The sequence below is a fragment of the Paraburkholderia sp. genome (assembly GCF_035656215.1).
In the GTDB taxonomy this organism is placed as follows: Bacteria; Pseudomonadota; Gammaproteobacteria; order Burkholderiales; family Burkholderiaceae; genus Paraburkholderia.
Genome location: NZ_DASRSY010000246.1, coordinates 1 through 14264 on the forward strand (window position 1 = coordinate 1; position 14264 = coordinate 14264).

The window sequence follows — 14264 nt, forward strand, 5'->3', positions numbered from 1 at the left end:
TGTTCAGCGAATCGGCCAGCGTCAGATCGTCGATATACGCGGGCGCGGTGGATTGTCGGCCCTGCGCGTCTTCATACATGATGCACAGCGGCTGCACCGGCGCCGAGGCCGACACGGCGGCCTGGAACATATTCGCGTGAAACGGCAGCAGCGCCAGACCGTTTGACGTAGTCCCTTCTGGAAACACGCACATCAGTTCGCCCGCGCTCAGGCGGTCGGACAGTTCGTGCATGATCCGCTTCGCGTCGCTGCGCTTCTCGCGCTGGATGAACACCGTGTCCAGTTGCTGTGCAAGCCAGCCGACCACCGGCCACTGCCGGATCTCGGCCTTCGAAACGAACGGCGTGGGCCGCCACGCATTGATCACATAAATATCGATCCACGAGATGTGGTTGGCGACCACCAGCGCGCCGCGATCGAGCCGCGCGCTGTCGTTATGCACGACGAGCTGCATGCCGCACAAACGCAGCATTTTCAACGACCATTCGCGGTTGAGCGTCTGCCGCCCGTCCGCACCGGCCTTGGGAAAGCGTGTCGCGACGATCCACATGCCGTGCAGCAGATGCGCGATGAGACGGGCCTTGCGTAACGCGAGCTTCATTGTCGGAGCTTTCCGTAACTGGGCAATGCCGCGGATATTAGCGCTGTTCGAACGCAACGTGACCGGACACGATGGTCGCTCGCACGCGCGCCGGCAGTTCATAGCCGAGGAACGGCGTGTTGTGCCCCTGGCTCTTCAACGCGCGCGGCTCGACGCGCCAATACGCGTTGCGGTCGAACACGCAGAGATCGGCAACGGCGCCCACCGCAATGCGCCCGGCCGCGTCCAGCTTCAGCACGTCGGCCGGCGCTGTGGTGATGCGGTTCAGCGCCTTTGCCAACGGCACTTTCGCTTCGTCGGCCCATTTGACCGTTAGCGACAGGAACAGCTCGAGGCCCGTCGCACCCGGCGTGGCTTCGGCGAACGGCAGGAGCTTTTCGTCGTCGTCGACCGGCGTGTGGTCGGAGCAGATCGCGTCGATCGTACCGTCGACGAGACCTGCGCGGATCGCTTCGCGATCGCGCTGCTGGCGCAACGGCGGATCGAGCCGGAATTGCGCGTCGAAGTAGCCGATGTCGAGGTCGATCAGATGCACATGGTTCACGGTGACGTCGCACGACACCGGCAAGCCTTCGGCCTTGGCCGCGCGCATCAACGCAATGCCCGCCGCCGACGACACATGCGACAGATGCACCCGTGCCCCCGTCACACGGATCAGTTCGAAGATCGTGTGCAGCGCGATCGTCTCTGCCGACACCGGCACACCTGAAAGCCCAAGCCGCGAGGCCAGCGCACCGCTTGCGGCCACGCCGCCCTTGCCGAGATACGCATCCACCGGACGCAGCCACACGGTGTAACCGTAGGTCTTCGCGTACTGCAACGCACGCATCAACACCTGCGTGTCGACCACCGGCACATCGGCCTGCGAAAAACCGATACAGCCCGCTTCGGTCAACTCGACCATCTCGGTGATGGCCTGGCCTTTCAGCCCGACGGTCAACGCACCGAGCGGATACACATGCGCCTGGTTCAGATTGCGCGCACGGAACTTGAGCATCTCGACGAGGCCCGGTTCATCGAGCGTCGGATCGGTGTCCGGCGGACACACGAGACTCGTCACGCCGCCCGCGAGCGCCGCAGCCATTTCGGATTCGAGTGTCGCCTTGTGTTCGTAGCCCGGTTCGCGCAAGCGCGCGGACAGGTCGACCAGGCCCGGCGCGATATGCAGCCCTTTAGCGTCGATCGTCTTCTCTGCCTGAAAATCAGCAGGCGCGTTGCCGATGGCGACGATCTTGCCCGCTGCGATAAAAATGTCCTGCTGCTGTTCGGTGCCCGCTGCCGGATCGATCAGCGTGCCGCCTTGAATATGAAACTTCATGCGATACCTTATTTTTAGCCGTGATTGCCCGCGACGATCCCCATCACTGCCATACGCACCGCGATACCGAACGTGACCTGATTCAGAATCACCGATTGCGGACCGTCAGCCACCTGCGAATCGATTTCGACGCCACGATTCATCGGACCTGGGTGCATCACAATCGCATCGGGCTTGGCGAGCGCAAGCCGCTCCGGCGTCAAACCCCAGCTCTTGAAGTACTCCTGCGCGGACGGCAGCAACGCGCCGCTCATCCGCTCGTTTTGCAGACGCAGCATGATGATCACGTCGACGTCTTTCAGGCCTTCGTCGAGGTTGTGGAATACGCGTACGCCCATCTGCTCGAGGCCACCCGGTAGCAGCGTGCGCGGACCGATCGCGCGCACTTCCGGCACGCCGAGCGTGGTCAGCGCATGAATGTCCGAACGCGCGACCCGCGAATGCAGAATGTCGCCGACAATCGCCACGCGCAGATTCGTGAAGTCCTTCTTGTAGTGGCGGATCGTGTACATGTCGAGCAGACCCTGGGTCGGGTGTGCGTGACGGCCGTCGCCGGCATTGATCACATGCACGTGCGGCGCGCAGTGCTGGGCGATCAGATACGGTGCGCCGCTCGATGCATGGCGCACGACGAACATATCGGCATGCATCGCCGAGAGATTGTTGATCGTGTCGAGCAGCGACTCACCCTTGCTCGTCGACGAAGCGTTGATATTCAGATTCAGCACGTCCGCCGAAAGACGCGTCGCGGCGATTTCGAAGGTGGTGCGAGTGCGCGTCGAGTTCTCGAAGAACAGGTTGAACACCGACTTGCCGCGCAACAGCGGCACCTTCTTCACTTCGCGATCAGTCACGCTGACGAACTGGTCGGCGGTATCGAGAATGTGATTGACGATTGCCTTCGGCAAGCCCTCGATCGACAACAGATGTTTGAGCTCGCCGTTTTTCGTGAGCTGCGGATTGCCCTTCAGGAAGCCATAACGGAAGCGTTCGGTGGCGCTGTCGGCTGAATTCTGGGAGGCCTGGGTGGCGGTGTTCATGGTGTCCCTGCTTCAAATACGGGCTTCAACGCGTACGATGTCGATGCTGACTACGTGTGACGGTTCAATCGGCGCGTTCAGTGCCGCAGCGCGTGAATCGCTTTGCTCGATATGCGGAGTCGCGTTCAATCAACGCGTGCTTCAGTGTGAAACGTGAAATGCGGGTTGCCGTCGGCCCCGCCTTGTTCGCGGGCGAGAACAAGCGTCGCATCGGGCGGCACATCCACCACGCCGCCGACGAACCGCGCCGCCACCGGCAGCTCGCGTCCGCCGCGATCGGCCAGCACCGCCAGTTCGACCGATGCCGGACGGCCGTAGTCGTACAGCTCATTCAACGCCGCGCGAATCGTGCGGCCGGTGTACAGCACGTCGTCCACGAGCACGATGCGGCGCTTGTCCACGGAAAACGGCAGCGAAGTTGGGCTTGCCTGCGAGTGCAGACCTTTTTTCGCGTAGTCGTCGCGATGCAGCGCGACATTCACCACGCCGAAGCTCGGCACGCGCAGGTCGCGCGCGAGGCGCTCGGCCAGCCACGCGCCGCCACTGTAGATGCCAGCCAGCACCGCGCCTTCGGCATCGTCTTGCCCGGCGCAGAGCTTGTCACCATACGCGGCACGAATCTGTTCGAGCAAAGCGCTGTAGAGCGCTTCGGCGTCAATGAAACTCATGATCGTCGGAAAGTCCATCTAGATATTGCTGGAGGATGATGCTGGCGGCCTGGGCGTCGAGCATGTCGGCGCGGCCGTTGCCGGCGCGGATTTCCGCCTTCGCCTCAACCGACGAATAGCGCTCGTCGATCCATGTAACCGGCAGATTGAAGCGGCCATTCAGCTGATTACCGAAGCGCTTCGCGAGTTGGGTCATTTCGTGCGGCGTGCCGTCGGGATGCATCGGCAAGCCAACCACCAGCACGTCAGGCTTCCACTCAGCAATCAACTTGCCGATCGCCTCGAATCGGTATTCGCGGCTGCGGTTCTGCACAATCACGAGCGGCCGTGCGCTGCGGGTGAGCGAGTTGCCCACCGCCACACCGATCCGCTTTTCACCATAATCGAACGCAAGCAGCGTCGCCTCACGTCCGGCCGACAGGCTCATGCGTGACCTGCTTCGCCCGACAGCATCGACAGTGAAATGCCGAGCAGCGCGAGCGCCGCTTCCAGGCGCTCTTCCGCAGGCACGTCGAAAACGATTTTCGGGTCGGCTTCAACGCTGAGCCAGCCGTTCTTCGAAATCTCCTCTTCGAGCTGACCCGCTCCCCAGCCGGCATGGCCGAGCGTGAGCAGGAAGCGCTCCGGACCGGTGCCGCTTGCGACGGCTTCGAGCACGTCTTTCGACGTGGTCATCTCCAGGCCGCCGGGCACCGACATTGACGACGTATAGGCATTGCCGTCTTTCGGATCGTGCAGCACGAAGCCGCGCTCGGTTTGCACCGGGCCGCCGAAATACACGGGCACATGAAGAAGGGGTTCGATCTCGAGCTTGAGATCGATGCGACTGAAGAGCGCTTCGAGGTCGATATCGGTCGGCCGGTTGATCACGAGGCCGAGCGCGCCGCGCTCACTGTGATCGCAAAGGTAGACGACCGTTCCTGCAAACGTGGGATCGGCCATACTCGGCATGGCGATCAGGAACTGGTTGGTCAGATTGATGCGATCGGTACTCTTGGACATAGTTCGGATTTTAGCAAAGACGATGCAGGATGGCGGGCTTTGAGCGCGGGACCGCGACGTGCGCGATGAAGTGCGCCGCGAGCCATCGACGGCGAATCAAGTTCCACTCTATCACGCACGCAGGCCTTGTCCACGGTGCGGGTTAGCGGTGTTTATGACACGCATATCGCGTGCCTCCGGATTCCATCGTTGCTCCTCGTTGCTGCAGGCATGAGGATGCGCGCCGGCACACGGGACGTGCTGCCGATACCGCAGCAGATCAGGCGCCGCCCTGTTCGATCGAACGCGTCAAAGCGGCCAGCGCGGCACCGCTGCCTGTTGGCGCGACGCCCGCCGCCACTTTGTGCAGCATCGCACGCAAAGCTTCGGCAGCCTGCTCGAGCGTGCTCGCCGCCGGCGCACCCACGACGACGTGGGAACGCACCGCAGGCGTCGATACGCCGGCGTGCGCGCGGCGGCGCCATGCAAGCCCGAGCGCATCGGCGACCAGCGCGATGTGGCCGAGGCCCAGCGCGCATGCGGCGGCGCCGAGCCGGTAAGCGGCGTCGCCCGCCTGCAGCGCCTCACTCGGATCGGCTTTCTCGGGCTGATCGGCCGCACGGGCATGCTCGGTCAGTGCCGAAATCGAGGCATCAGCCGTCTGCAGGAAATCTTCATAAGCGTGCGCGTTGACGGTCAACACGCCCAACTCGCGTGTCAACGCGCTGCGGGTTGCACTGATCGTCTGTGCCTGCACGGCGCCTGCTTCCCAAAGCATTTCGGATGCCTGGGTGCCGGCGACGTGCCAATCGACGGTCAAGCCATAGTCGTGCAGCACTTCGACATGATCGGCGTCTTCCGCCGCAGCGCCGAACAACGCGTAATCGCGCCACAACAGCGCCAGTGTCGCGCGCACCAGCGAACGCGGCGCGCGCTCGATACCGCGCGCATGATCGCCCAGCGCGAGGTTGCAGCGCGCATAGAAACGCCGCGCGTCTGCTTCTCCGGTGGCGCGGCCGCTAACACGCAGCGCCTTGGCACAGGCCTTGGCGAGGCGCCAGAAATCGTAGGGGTCCGGACCGGTGAGTTCGGTGAGGACCGCGTCCAGTTCGTCGAGCGCGGCGTTCGTGAAAGCAAGCGCGGCGCCACTGTTATCGGGCTGCGCGCGCAACACCGGCAGCAGCGCGCGTTCATAGCGCGCCCGCAAATGGGCCAGTTGATCCGCCGACTGCGCGTGCAGCGATACCGGCGGCACGGGGCGCGCGCTCAGCGCGAGATCTTCGAACGCGACAGTCGAGCCGGGCGTGTGCTCCGACAAATGGGTGCAGAGCGCGCGATAGTGATTGAACAGTGTGGGCGAGCAGGACAGCTCGCGCAGATTGTGACGCTCGAGCGCTGCGCGGAAATCGTGCAACGCCGCGCCGAACACGGCCCGCGCGCTGTCCGCATCAGCCAGATCGCCCTCGCTCTCGGCCAAAGGCGAAAGCCGTACCAACGCGTCAGCGAAGCGCTGCGCGCTCAGCCAACCGGCCTCGCGCAATGCGTGCGACGCACGCAGCAGCGCCGAGGTGCTCTCGCTGTGTTGCTCGAACGCTAGCAACGCCTCGGCCAGCGCCAGTTCCGCGGAACGGACTGCGCCGCCGCGCGGATTCGGCAAGGCATCGAAGGAATCGGGTGCAGCGGATCGAAGAGTCATAGGCAGGCGACAGAAAGCTGACGGGCCGCCGCTTAGCGCCGCACGAGAGACTGATCGGCTAACGCGCGAACTGGCGACAGGACAATGACAGACTACCGCTGCGACACGGCACAACCGGCGACGCTCCGCATCGACGCGTTGGGGCTGCGTTCCGAGCGCGTGAACCGCGTTCGCTCCGGCCGACGCTGCCTGCAAAACGCCGCGCCGCAGTCACGCGGCATAGCACTTAGCTGAACACCGCCGCTTGCCCCCGGACCTCAGATCTGGACCATCTCGAAGTCTTCCTTGCGCGCTCCGCATTCCGGGCAGGTCCAGTTAATGGGAACGTCCTCCCAGCGGGTGCCCGGCGCAATGCCTTCGTCCGGCAAACCGGCTTCTTCGTCGTAAATCCAGCCGCAAATCAGGCACATCCAGCTTTGATATTCCATTCTTGTGTCGCGTCGTAGAGTCCGTGGAAACGGGAGCCATGATGGTACCGTGTTGCCGCCCCAATGCCTAGCAATCAGAACCGCCCAATCGCAGTGTGCGGCGGCCTTTGGCTAGAGGTTTGCGTCGGTTCGCTCGGCACTCGCGGCGTAGTGCGGCCGCCTGGTTGATCCCTGGCTGCCGCGTACATTGCTCTTGCTTGCGACAACATGCCGAAGAATGCGAAAAACCGCCTTCGCAACGGTTTAGGCCGCATAATTGAGTCGATTGCGCACTCTCCGCGCCTAAATACAGCTCCTTTTGCAAATTTTCATGCCCAGCGACACACCCCCGATCGTCCTCACCTTCGGCCTTTCCGATCCCACCGGTGGCTCCGGCCTGCAAGCCGACCTGATGACCCTTGCCAGCATGGGCTGCCATGGTGTTTCCGTGCTCACGGGCTATACCGTGCGCGACTCGGCAAGCTGCGACGAAGTCACCGGGCTCGACCCAGAAGTGGTCGCGACCCAAGCCCGGATGCTGCTCGAAGACATGCCGATTGCCGCGTTCAAGGTCGGCGCATGCACGCGCGCGGAAGTAGTGAGCGCCATTGCGGAGGTCGTCGCCGATTACGACGACATCCCGCTGATCCTCGCCCCCGACTTCACGCTCGACGACGAACACGTGCTCGCCGCCGACGAACTACGCGAAGCGATCGCCGACCTGCTGGCGCCGCAAACCACCTTGCTGGTCGCCGATTCGACCACACTGCTCGCCCTCGCCCAGCCGGACGGCGACGCCGAAGCGCCGAGCCTCGATGCAGCGATCTCGCATCTGCTGTCGCAAGGCTGCGAGTACATTCTGTCGACGGAAACCGGCACGCACCGGCTCGTCAACACGCTGTTCAGTGAAGACGGCCAGCTGCGTCAGGATATGTGGGACCGCGGCAGCCACCGGATCATGGGCATCACGGATACCCTCGGTGCTGCGATTGCCGCCTTGCTGGCCAACGGCCAGGAGCCGGCGGAAGCCGTGCGCGAGGCGCAGGAGTATCTGTATCAGGCGATGCGCAACGCATTCCGGCCAGGAATGGGCGCGTATCTGCCGGACCGCTTCTTCTGGGCCCGCAGCAGCGACGACGAAGCGCCACCCGCGGCCGGCAAGGACGCGGCGCCGGGCGAAGCACGGCATTAGAAATCGACGCGAAGCGTCTGCTGCTTGAGTGGCGGGCACCCAGCGAGGGTTTCCGCTTCGGTCTCAGAGAGGTCTCAGCAAAACAGCGCCCATAAAAAAACCCGCATTTCTGCGGGTTTTTCCATTTGGGAAGCACGCCTCACAGCGCACTTCCCCATGTTTTTCCAACTGAGCCTCAAACGAGGCCCAACCGAAATTACATGTCCATGCCCATGCCGCCCATGCCGCCGGGCATACCGCCGCCCATCGGAGCGTCTTCCTTCGGCAGTTCGCACACAGCTGCGTCGGTGGTCAACAGCAGGCCAGCAACCGAAGCTGCGTTTTGCAGCGCCGTGCGCGTCACCTTCGTCGGGTCCACGACACCTGCGTCAACCAGGTCGACGTACTCGCCGGTTGCTGCGTTGTAGCCGTAGTTGCCCGTGCCGGCTGCAACAGCTGCCACCACGACGCTGGCTTCTTCACCACCGTTCGCGACGATCTGACGCAGCGGCTCTTCCATCGCGCGCAGCACGATTTTGATACCTGCGTCCTGATCGGCGTTAGCGCCCTTCAGGCCAGCGATTGCCGTACGTGCACGGATCAGTGCGACGCCGCCGCCAGCAACAATGCCTTCTTCCACAGCTGCGCGCGTTGCGTGCAGTGCGTCTTCGACACGTGCCTTCTTTTCCTTCATTTCGACTTCGGTCGCAGCGCCGACCTTGATCACTGCAACACCGCCGGCCAGCTTGGCCACGCGCTCTTGCAGCTTTTCACGGTCGTAGTCCGACGTTGCTTCTTCGATTTGCGTGCGCACTTGCTTCACGCGCGCTTCGATCGTTGCAGCTTCGCCTGCGCCGTCGATGATCGTCGTGTTTTCCTTGCCCACTTCGATACGCTTCGCTTGACCCAGTTCAGCCAGCGATGCCTTTTCGAGCGTCAGGCCGGTTTCTTCAGCGATGACTTGACCGCCGGTCAGGACAGCGATGTCTTCCAGCATGGCCTTACGACGATCGCCGAAGCCCGGAGCCTTGACAGCAACAGTCTTCAGGATGCCGCGGATGTTATTCACAACCAGCGTAGCCAGCGCTTCGCCTTCGACGTCTTCTGCGATGATCAGCAGCGGACGGCCAGCCTTGGCGACTTGTTCCAGTACCGGCAGCAGATCACGGATGTTCGAAACCTTCTTGTCGTGCAGCAGCACGAACGGGTTTTCGAGCACGGCAACTTGCTTGTCCGGGTTGTTGATGAAGTACGGCGACAGGTAGCCGCGGTCGAATTGCATACCTTCGACGACGTCCAGCTCGTCTTGCAGCGACTTGCCGTCTTCAACGGTAATGACGCCTTCCTTGCCGACCTTGTCCATCGCTTCAGCGATGCGGTCACCGATCGACGAATCGCTGTTTGCCGAAATCGCGCCAACTTGAGCGATTTCCTTGTTCGTCGTGCACGGCTTGCTGATCTTGCGCAGTTCTTCGATAGCGGCCGTCACAGCCTTGTCGATACCGCGCTTCAGGTCCATCGGGTTCATGCCCGACGCAACGTACTTCATGCCTTCGCGGACGATCGACTGAGCCAGAACCGTTGCGGTCGTGGTGCCGTCACCTGCGTTGTCGCTGGTCTTGGAAGCAACTTCCTTGACCATTTGCGCGCCCATGTTCTGGAGCTTGTCTTTCAGTTCGATCTCTTTCGCGACCGAGACACCATCCTTGGTGACCGTCGGGCCGCCGAAGCTGCGTTCCAGGACAACGTTGCGACCCTTCGGGCCCAGCGTGACCTTCACAGCGTTCGCGAGGATGTTCACGCCTTCAACCATCTTGGCACGGGCGGAATCACCGAATACGACGTCTTTAGCTGCCATCTTCTAACTCCTTGAATTCTTGGGATATAACCGGGGAAGTAGCGACCAGCGCTTACTTCTGCACCACGGCCATGATGTCTTCTTCACGCATCACGAGCAGTTCGTTGCCGTCGACCTTAACGGTCTGGCCTGCGTACTTGCCGAACAGGACACGGTCACCAACTTTCACGTCGAGTGCGATTTGTGCACCCTTGTCGTCGCGCTTGCCCGGGCCGACTGCCAGAATTTCGCCTTGATCCGGCTTTTCTGCTGCGGCTTCGGGGATCACGATGCCCGACGCAGTCTTGGTTTCTTGATCCAGACGTTTGACGATCACGCGATCATGCAAAGGACGAAGGTTCATACATACTCCTCTCTTGATTGAGACTGAAGAACGCTGAGAAAACCCGGCTGGCTGAGCCAACCGGCGATGTTGTTAGCACTCTCGTGCAGCGAGTGCTAATTATATGGACGGGTGGTGACAAATTCAAGAAGGGATCGCGCTTTGGTGTCGACATCGAGATTCGCTTAACTTTGAACTTTGTTCGCTTAAGTCTGAACTCACGACCTGCGTCCGGACACCACACCAGCGCCCACTTTCCATAAAAAACAATGACTTAGAGTCGGAGTCCCCGTGCTACAGGGTTGCGCGCACTGCTGGGACACGTAGCGGTTTCTGACGACATCGCCTCGCAAAACGTAGCGACTGACATTCGATCAAGGGTAAACCCCAGAGTGGATCCCACTCCTCATCCACGCTCGGGACGTTCGAAAAACATGATGCGGCCCGCGACCACCAGCGCACGCGACTCGTCGATGCTGAACGGATTCTGGAAACGAAGACGACAAAAGCGGCCACGGAAAGTAACGGATCGCCTCCGACAAGATCGACACCGCGGTGCGCCGGCTATCCAAGCCGTCGAACGGCAAAGGGAGCGGCGAGCGGAAATAGCAAACTGAGGACTTGATTTTCAGGATTTGGGGTGGCCGAAGCCACCCCTTTTCCTAGGAAAGCATGTGGTAAAGATGAATCAATGCTTCAACAAGCTTTGCAGCCTTTGCCGCAAGACCCAGCCATGTGCCTACCCTTTGTTCTACGGTGCCTTTCATGGTTTCACCCAAGAAATGCCCGTACCGGTACAGGCGTTTAACCTGTTTGAATTTATAGCGCGCCCTGGCTGGCGCGTGCGAGTCCCGCCCTAGAATCGTTCGTCGCTTCCGTAGTCCGCTGGATGGCCGAGGTAATCGGTGACATTGCGTTCTACGGATCGGCTTCGCTTTCGTCGGGTAGTCCGGTATCTACCGGGCGCCCTTCGTCCACGTCACCTTTAGCGGCTTACCAGGCCGCAACCGGAGTTGGTGTTCCGGCCTGAAAAGGATACCAGACTGGAAATTTTCTTCGGCAGCTAACTTGTTGCTGTCCGCGCCTTTAGCGAGTCCTAACTACGCGAATTGCCTAGGTACCGTGCGTCGAGGCACCTACGGCATAGGGGGACTGGGAAATCTGCCGGCAATCTCACTATTTCCGTTTCCTGGCAGCAGCATCACAGGTTTTTCATGTCCGGCGAAACTGAGAACGCATTAGAGTCAATACGCACCCGTCGCGGTTTAACGCCATCCTCATGCAAAGGTCCGCTGTCCAAGGGAATCGGCCGCCCGAACGTCCGGTCGCAGACAGAGGCAAACGTCGCTTCATGGCCGGCTGCTGCCTGATGCGGTCTGCCGAAATCCTCCGAAGCACTTCGTTCGGCTTGTTCCGCCTCTGATCGATTCCCCTCGCCAGCCGGCACGAAGGCGCGGTGCCGACGTGCTTGCCAAACAGGGCTGTTAGAGGGGGCGGTCAATGATTGATATTCAGAACGGTGACAGATTCATTGCGGTCTGTCGTGGGGCGGACCCGGCTCATATGACTATCCGATGCCGGATTGAAACCGCGCATGGTCAAAAACCGGATCACGGGATCCGGTCACCATCCGGTGTCCCATCAGCAGTGCTTGCAAAAGAGACTCTGCGCTTTGCTCGGTGAGCAGCAAATACTCAACGAGGAACACATTGTGAAACAGGAAATTGTCGAACAGAGTCGCCTTAGGGCCGGTTGACGGGAGCGCCGCAAATTCGGCATAGCGCTTTTGCAACGTTTTGAGTTCCTCGTTTGCCTTCTCGAGCCCGGCCCGTTGTTCACCAGTTAACGACCGGGCCGGATTCAGCTGTATCTGGGAGAAGGCGTTCAGCATATTTCTCACGATCGCACCGTCATGCATTCCGCCGTAGTCTGCGAGTGAGATGACGCACTTGATTATGCGACGGCCGTTGAGCTCAAGCTTTGTTCCGTCTGCAAAACGCAACGCTCCGTTTTTCAGCAGGGCGAGTTCGTGCCGCGCCAGCTGATTGAATCCCCGGACAACGCCGCACGCTAGATCAATCGCCAGTTGGAGATCGTTTCCGGAGTTGGTCCTCCGCGTGAGCCCCTTCTTCTTCAATTCAAACAGGGCCACGATCTGTGGCGTCTCGATAACAATATCGAGATCTCCCGCTTTCGCGCCCTTGGAACCGTCTATGTCGGCGCGCCGGCATTGGATGCCGAGTTGCGTCATCCGATCTAGCAGGTGTACTTCAAAGGCCAAGCCAATTTTGCTGCTGGTGTCCTTATCTGCTTTCGCGTAGAGAGCAACTAGGCGGGCGAAAAATGCCGGCCCCAAGAACGGGCGGGGGGCAATCCAGTACCGGTCATCCGATGCCTCGACGATGGCGCACTCCCGGGTATCGGCGACTGCTGCATCGGCCGGAACGCGGTACCTGCTGTTCGGAGCCGAGAACACGAACGAATCGAGTAGCGCAACGCTCGCGGCATGTCCAACATTCTGCCTCAGGATGCTCTGGAGCCGAGAACGTTCGACAAAGGTTGAGGCCGCGTTTGGCGCGGACAGGGAAAGTAGGATTCGCCACAGTATGATCACATCGTTGAATACGCAATTACCGGCAGGACTGGCTCCGGCTTTCGAGATCTCTGCAAAGAGACTCTCCATGAGGCGCTCCATCTGCCCGGGTTCGCACTGCGGGATATTGAATAACTCGTCGTAAAGAACGACCCGCATCAGCATTTCGAAAACCCGATGCGGATAAGTGGGGAACATCGTCTCGTACGTCGTGAACGGTTCCGCCTCGAAGAGCGCGCCAAAATGGGTCGCTTCCTTACCGACACGTTCGAACTTCACGGGAGGCTGGCCATGGGTGCGGCGTCGCCCGAGCGTTTTCAGCACAGTTCTGTACAGGTGCCCGTAAGGAAGCGATCGGTCTAACTTGCGCCCCATCTGATCTGGAGTCGGATGGAGATGTACGCGTCCAATGCGCGGGTCAAATTGGGGGGCAAGCCACTGGTTCATATACTGGCTTGCGAGCGAATCGCCGATGGCCATCAGGGGACCCGCAACCGTGGCAGCGAGGGCCGACCAGACACCACTAGACTGGATGACAATCTGATCACCGAACAGGGGGACGTTGATACCCCTTGCCGTATAAAACGCTATAGCTTGAGCGAATGTTATGTGTTCAGGCTGCCCCCCCGGCGTTGTCGCCGTCTGCGGGTCCTTCCGTTCGTTGTAAGTCAATGCGATCTGAATTGCGGTGATCCATCTCTCGTCGGTAACGGATACGGTGGGAACCGCCCGTTTTGGCCGGAGAGCGTCTCGCAGGATGTGGGCGACGGAAAAATATGGTTCCTTGGGCGTCTGTGCGAGAAAGTGGGAAAGCGTAATTTCTTTCGCGAGCGCGCCGAGTTCGCTGGCAATTTCGTCGTTCAACGGACGACGAGACTGCTCGACGTCGGACGGCGAATCCGGGAAGATCGATGCGATTTCCTCGGACGCCTCCTTGTAGAACGTATAACGGTCTGCCGGCAGGGAAGGCGCGCGCAATGCTGAATCGACCGCGGCGCGAAACTCAGACCATCGCGGAAACTGATGTATTTTCGTCGTTTTCATCAACCAAACTTTGGTGCTTGGAAAGTTTCAGCCTATGGCGGCCATTTTGACCGTCTCGATTGCAGTGGCCGCGCCGGAGTTGCGTCTGGTGCGATGAGCCGCACAGCGACCCTCGTGAGATGTGGGCGCGAGACAGGCTAACCGGCGCAATCAGAGTGCAAATAATTTTGCTACCGACTCAGCCTGACGACACGCTCAATTCCGAATGTGTCGATGTCTGACGGTGAACTGCTGGTACAGGAGCACTCATGAATCGGAAGGGATGTGGGGACTGTGTTCCAAGGGTGGCCGTCAGCCGGCTATCAGAGCAGCGAGACACGCCAGCGCCAAAACCAGAAACAGGCCGCCTACAAGAAGGTGATATGAATGGCCCATGCGATCTCCGATTTTTATCCACCAAGCATACGATGGCGCGAGGATGCATAGTGTCAAGGATGATCAGGCAGCAGGTAAAAAAAAGCCCAGCGCGGGCTGGGCTAGAGCGTGTTAGGAACTTTGGAGTACTGGTACTGCATGAACAAGCATGAGCATGGTGAAGACCACGAAATGAAGCCCGGCAAGTGTT

Annotated in this window: 12 protein-coding genes; 1 reads left to right on the forward strand and 11 read right to left on the reverse strand. The window is 60.7% G+C overall.

All coding sequences use genetic code 11. From position 1 onward, the window contains the following. The 8 genes from VFE81_RS13780 to VFE81_RS13815 all read right to left on the reverse strand — a co-directional run. The coding region (locus tag VFE81_RS13780; RefSeq protein ID WP_325045127.1) for a lysophospholipid acyltransferase family protein at window positions 1–601 on the reverse strand (601 nt) is incomplete at its 3' end. A 37-nt stretch (window positions 602–638) separates the two neighbouring features. Next, window positions 639–1919 (reverse strand): dihydroorotase, encoded by a 1281-nt coding sequence (locus VFE81_RS13785; protein WP_325045128.1) that lies wholly within the window; start codon window positions 1917–1919, stop codon window positions 639–641. A gap of 14 nt (window positions 1920–1933) precedes the next feature. Then, the gene (locus tag VFE81_RS13790) at window positions 1934–2959 is read right to left on the reverse strand and encodes an aspartate carbamoyltransferase catalytic subunit (protein WP_325045129.1); all 1026 of its coding nucleotides are present in this window, start codon (window positions 2957–2959) and stop codon (window positions 1934–1936) included. Between the two features lie 125 nt (window positions 2960–3084). Continuing rightward, complete coding sequence (gene pyrR / locus VFE81_RS13795) at window positions 3085–3627, reverse strand: bifunctional pyr operon transcriptional regulator/uracil phosphoribosyltransferase PyrR (RefSeq protein ID WP_325045130.1); 543 nt, start codon at window positions 3625–3627, stop codon at window positions 3085–3087. Then, the gene (gene ruvX, locus VFE81_RS13800) at window positions 3614–4054 is read right to left on the reverse strand and encodes a Holliday junction resolvase RuvX (protein ID WP_325045131.1); all 441 of its coding nucleotides are present in this window, start codon (window positions 4052–4054) and stop codon (window positions 3614–3616) included. The genes pyrR and ruvX overlap by 14 nt, the downstream gene beginning before the upstream one ends. After that, window positions 4051–4629 (reverse strand): YqgE/AlgH family protein, encoded by a 579-nt coding sequence (locus VFE81_RS13805; protein ID WP_325045132.1) that lies wholly within the window; start codon window positions 4627–4629, stop codon window positions 4051–4053. The genes ruvX and VFE81_RS13805 overlap by 4 nt, the downstream gene beginning before the upstream one ends. 259 nt (window positions 4630–4888) lie before the next feature. Continuing rightward, on the reverse strand, window positions 4889–6304 hold the full coding sequence (locus tag VFE81_RS13810; protein WP_325045133.1) for a hypothetical protein: 1416 nt from the start codon (window positions 6302–6304) through the stop codon (window positions 4889–4891). A gap of 257 nt (window positions 6305–6561) precedes the next feature. Beyond that, on the reverse strand, window positions 6562–6732 hold the full coding sequence (locus VFE81_RS13815) for a rubredoxin (protein ID WP_006047743.1): 171 nt from the start codon (window positions 6730–6732) through the stop codon (window positions 6562–6564). Window positions 6733–7042: 310 nt separating this feature from the next. Here VFE81_RS13815 and VFE81_RS13820 point away from each other — a divergent pair, with 310 nt between their 5' ends. Beyond that, window positions 7043–7903, forward strand: a complete 861-nt coding sequence (locus tag VFE81_RS13820) for a hydroxymethylpyrimidine/phosphomethylpyrimidine kinase (RefSeq protein ID WP_325045134.1) — start codon at window positions 7043–7045, stop codon at window positions 7901–7903. Between the two features lie 196 nt (window positions 7904–8099). Here VFE81_RS13820 and groL read toward each other — a convergent pair whose 3' ends face one another. The 3 genes from groL to VFE81_RS13835 all read right to left on the reverse strand — a co-directional run bounded on the left by groL (window position 8100) and on the right by VFE81_RS13835 (window position 13699). Next, window positions 8100–9740, reverse strand: coding sequence for a chaperonin GroEL (gene groL, locus VFE81_RS13825; protein ID WP_325045135.1), 1641 nt, complete (start codon window positions 9738–9740; stop codon window positions 8100–8102). A gap of 52 nt (window positions 9741–9792) precedes the next feature. After that, window positions 9793–10083: a co-chaperone GroES gene (gene groES / locus VFE81_RS13830; protein ID WP_007178996.1), complete on the reverse strand. Its 291-nt coding sequence runs from the start codon at window positions 10081–10083 to the stop codon at window positions 9793–9795. A gap of 1546 nt (window positions 10084–11629) precedes the next feature. Then, the gene (locus VFE81_RS13835; protein WP_325045136.1) at window positions 11630–13699 is read right to left on the reverse strand and encodes a hypothetical protein; all 2070 of its coding nucleotides are present in this window, start codon (window positions 13697–13699) and stop codon (window positions 11630–11632) included. Window positions 13700–14264: the final 565 nt, after the last annotated feature.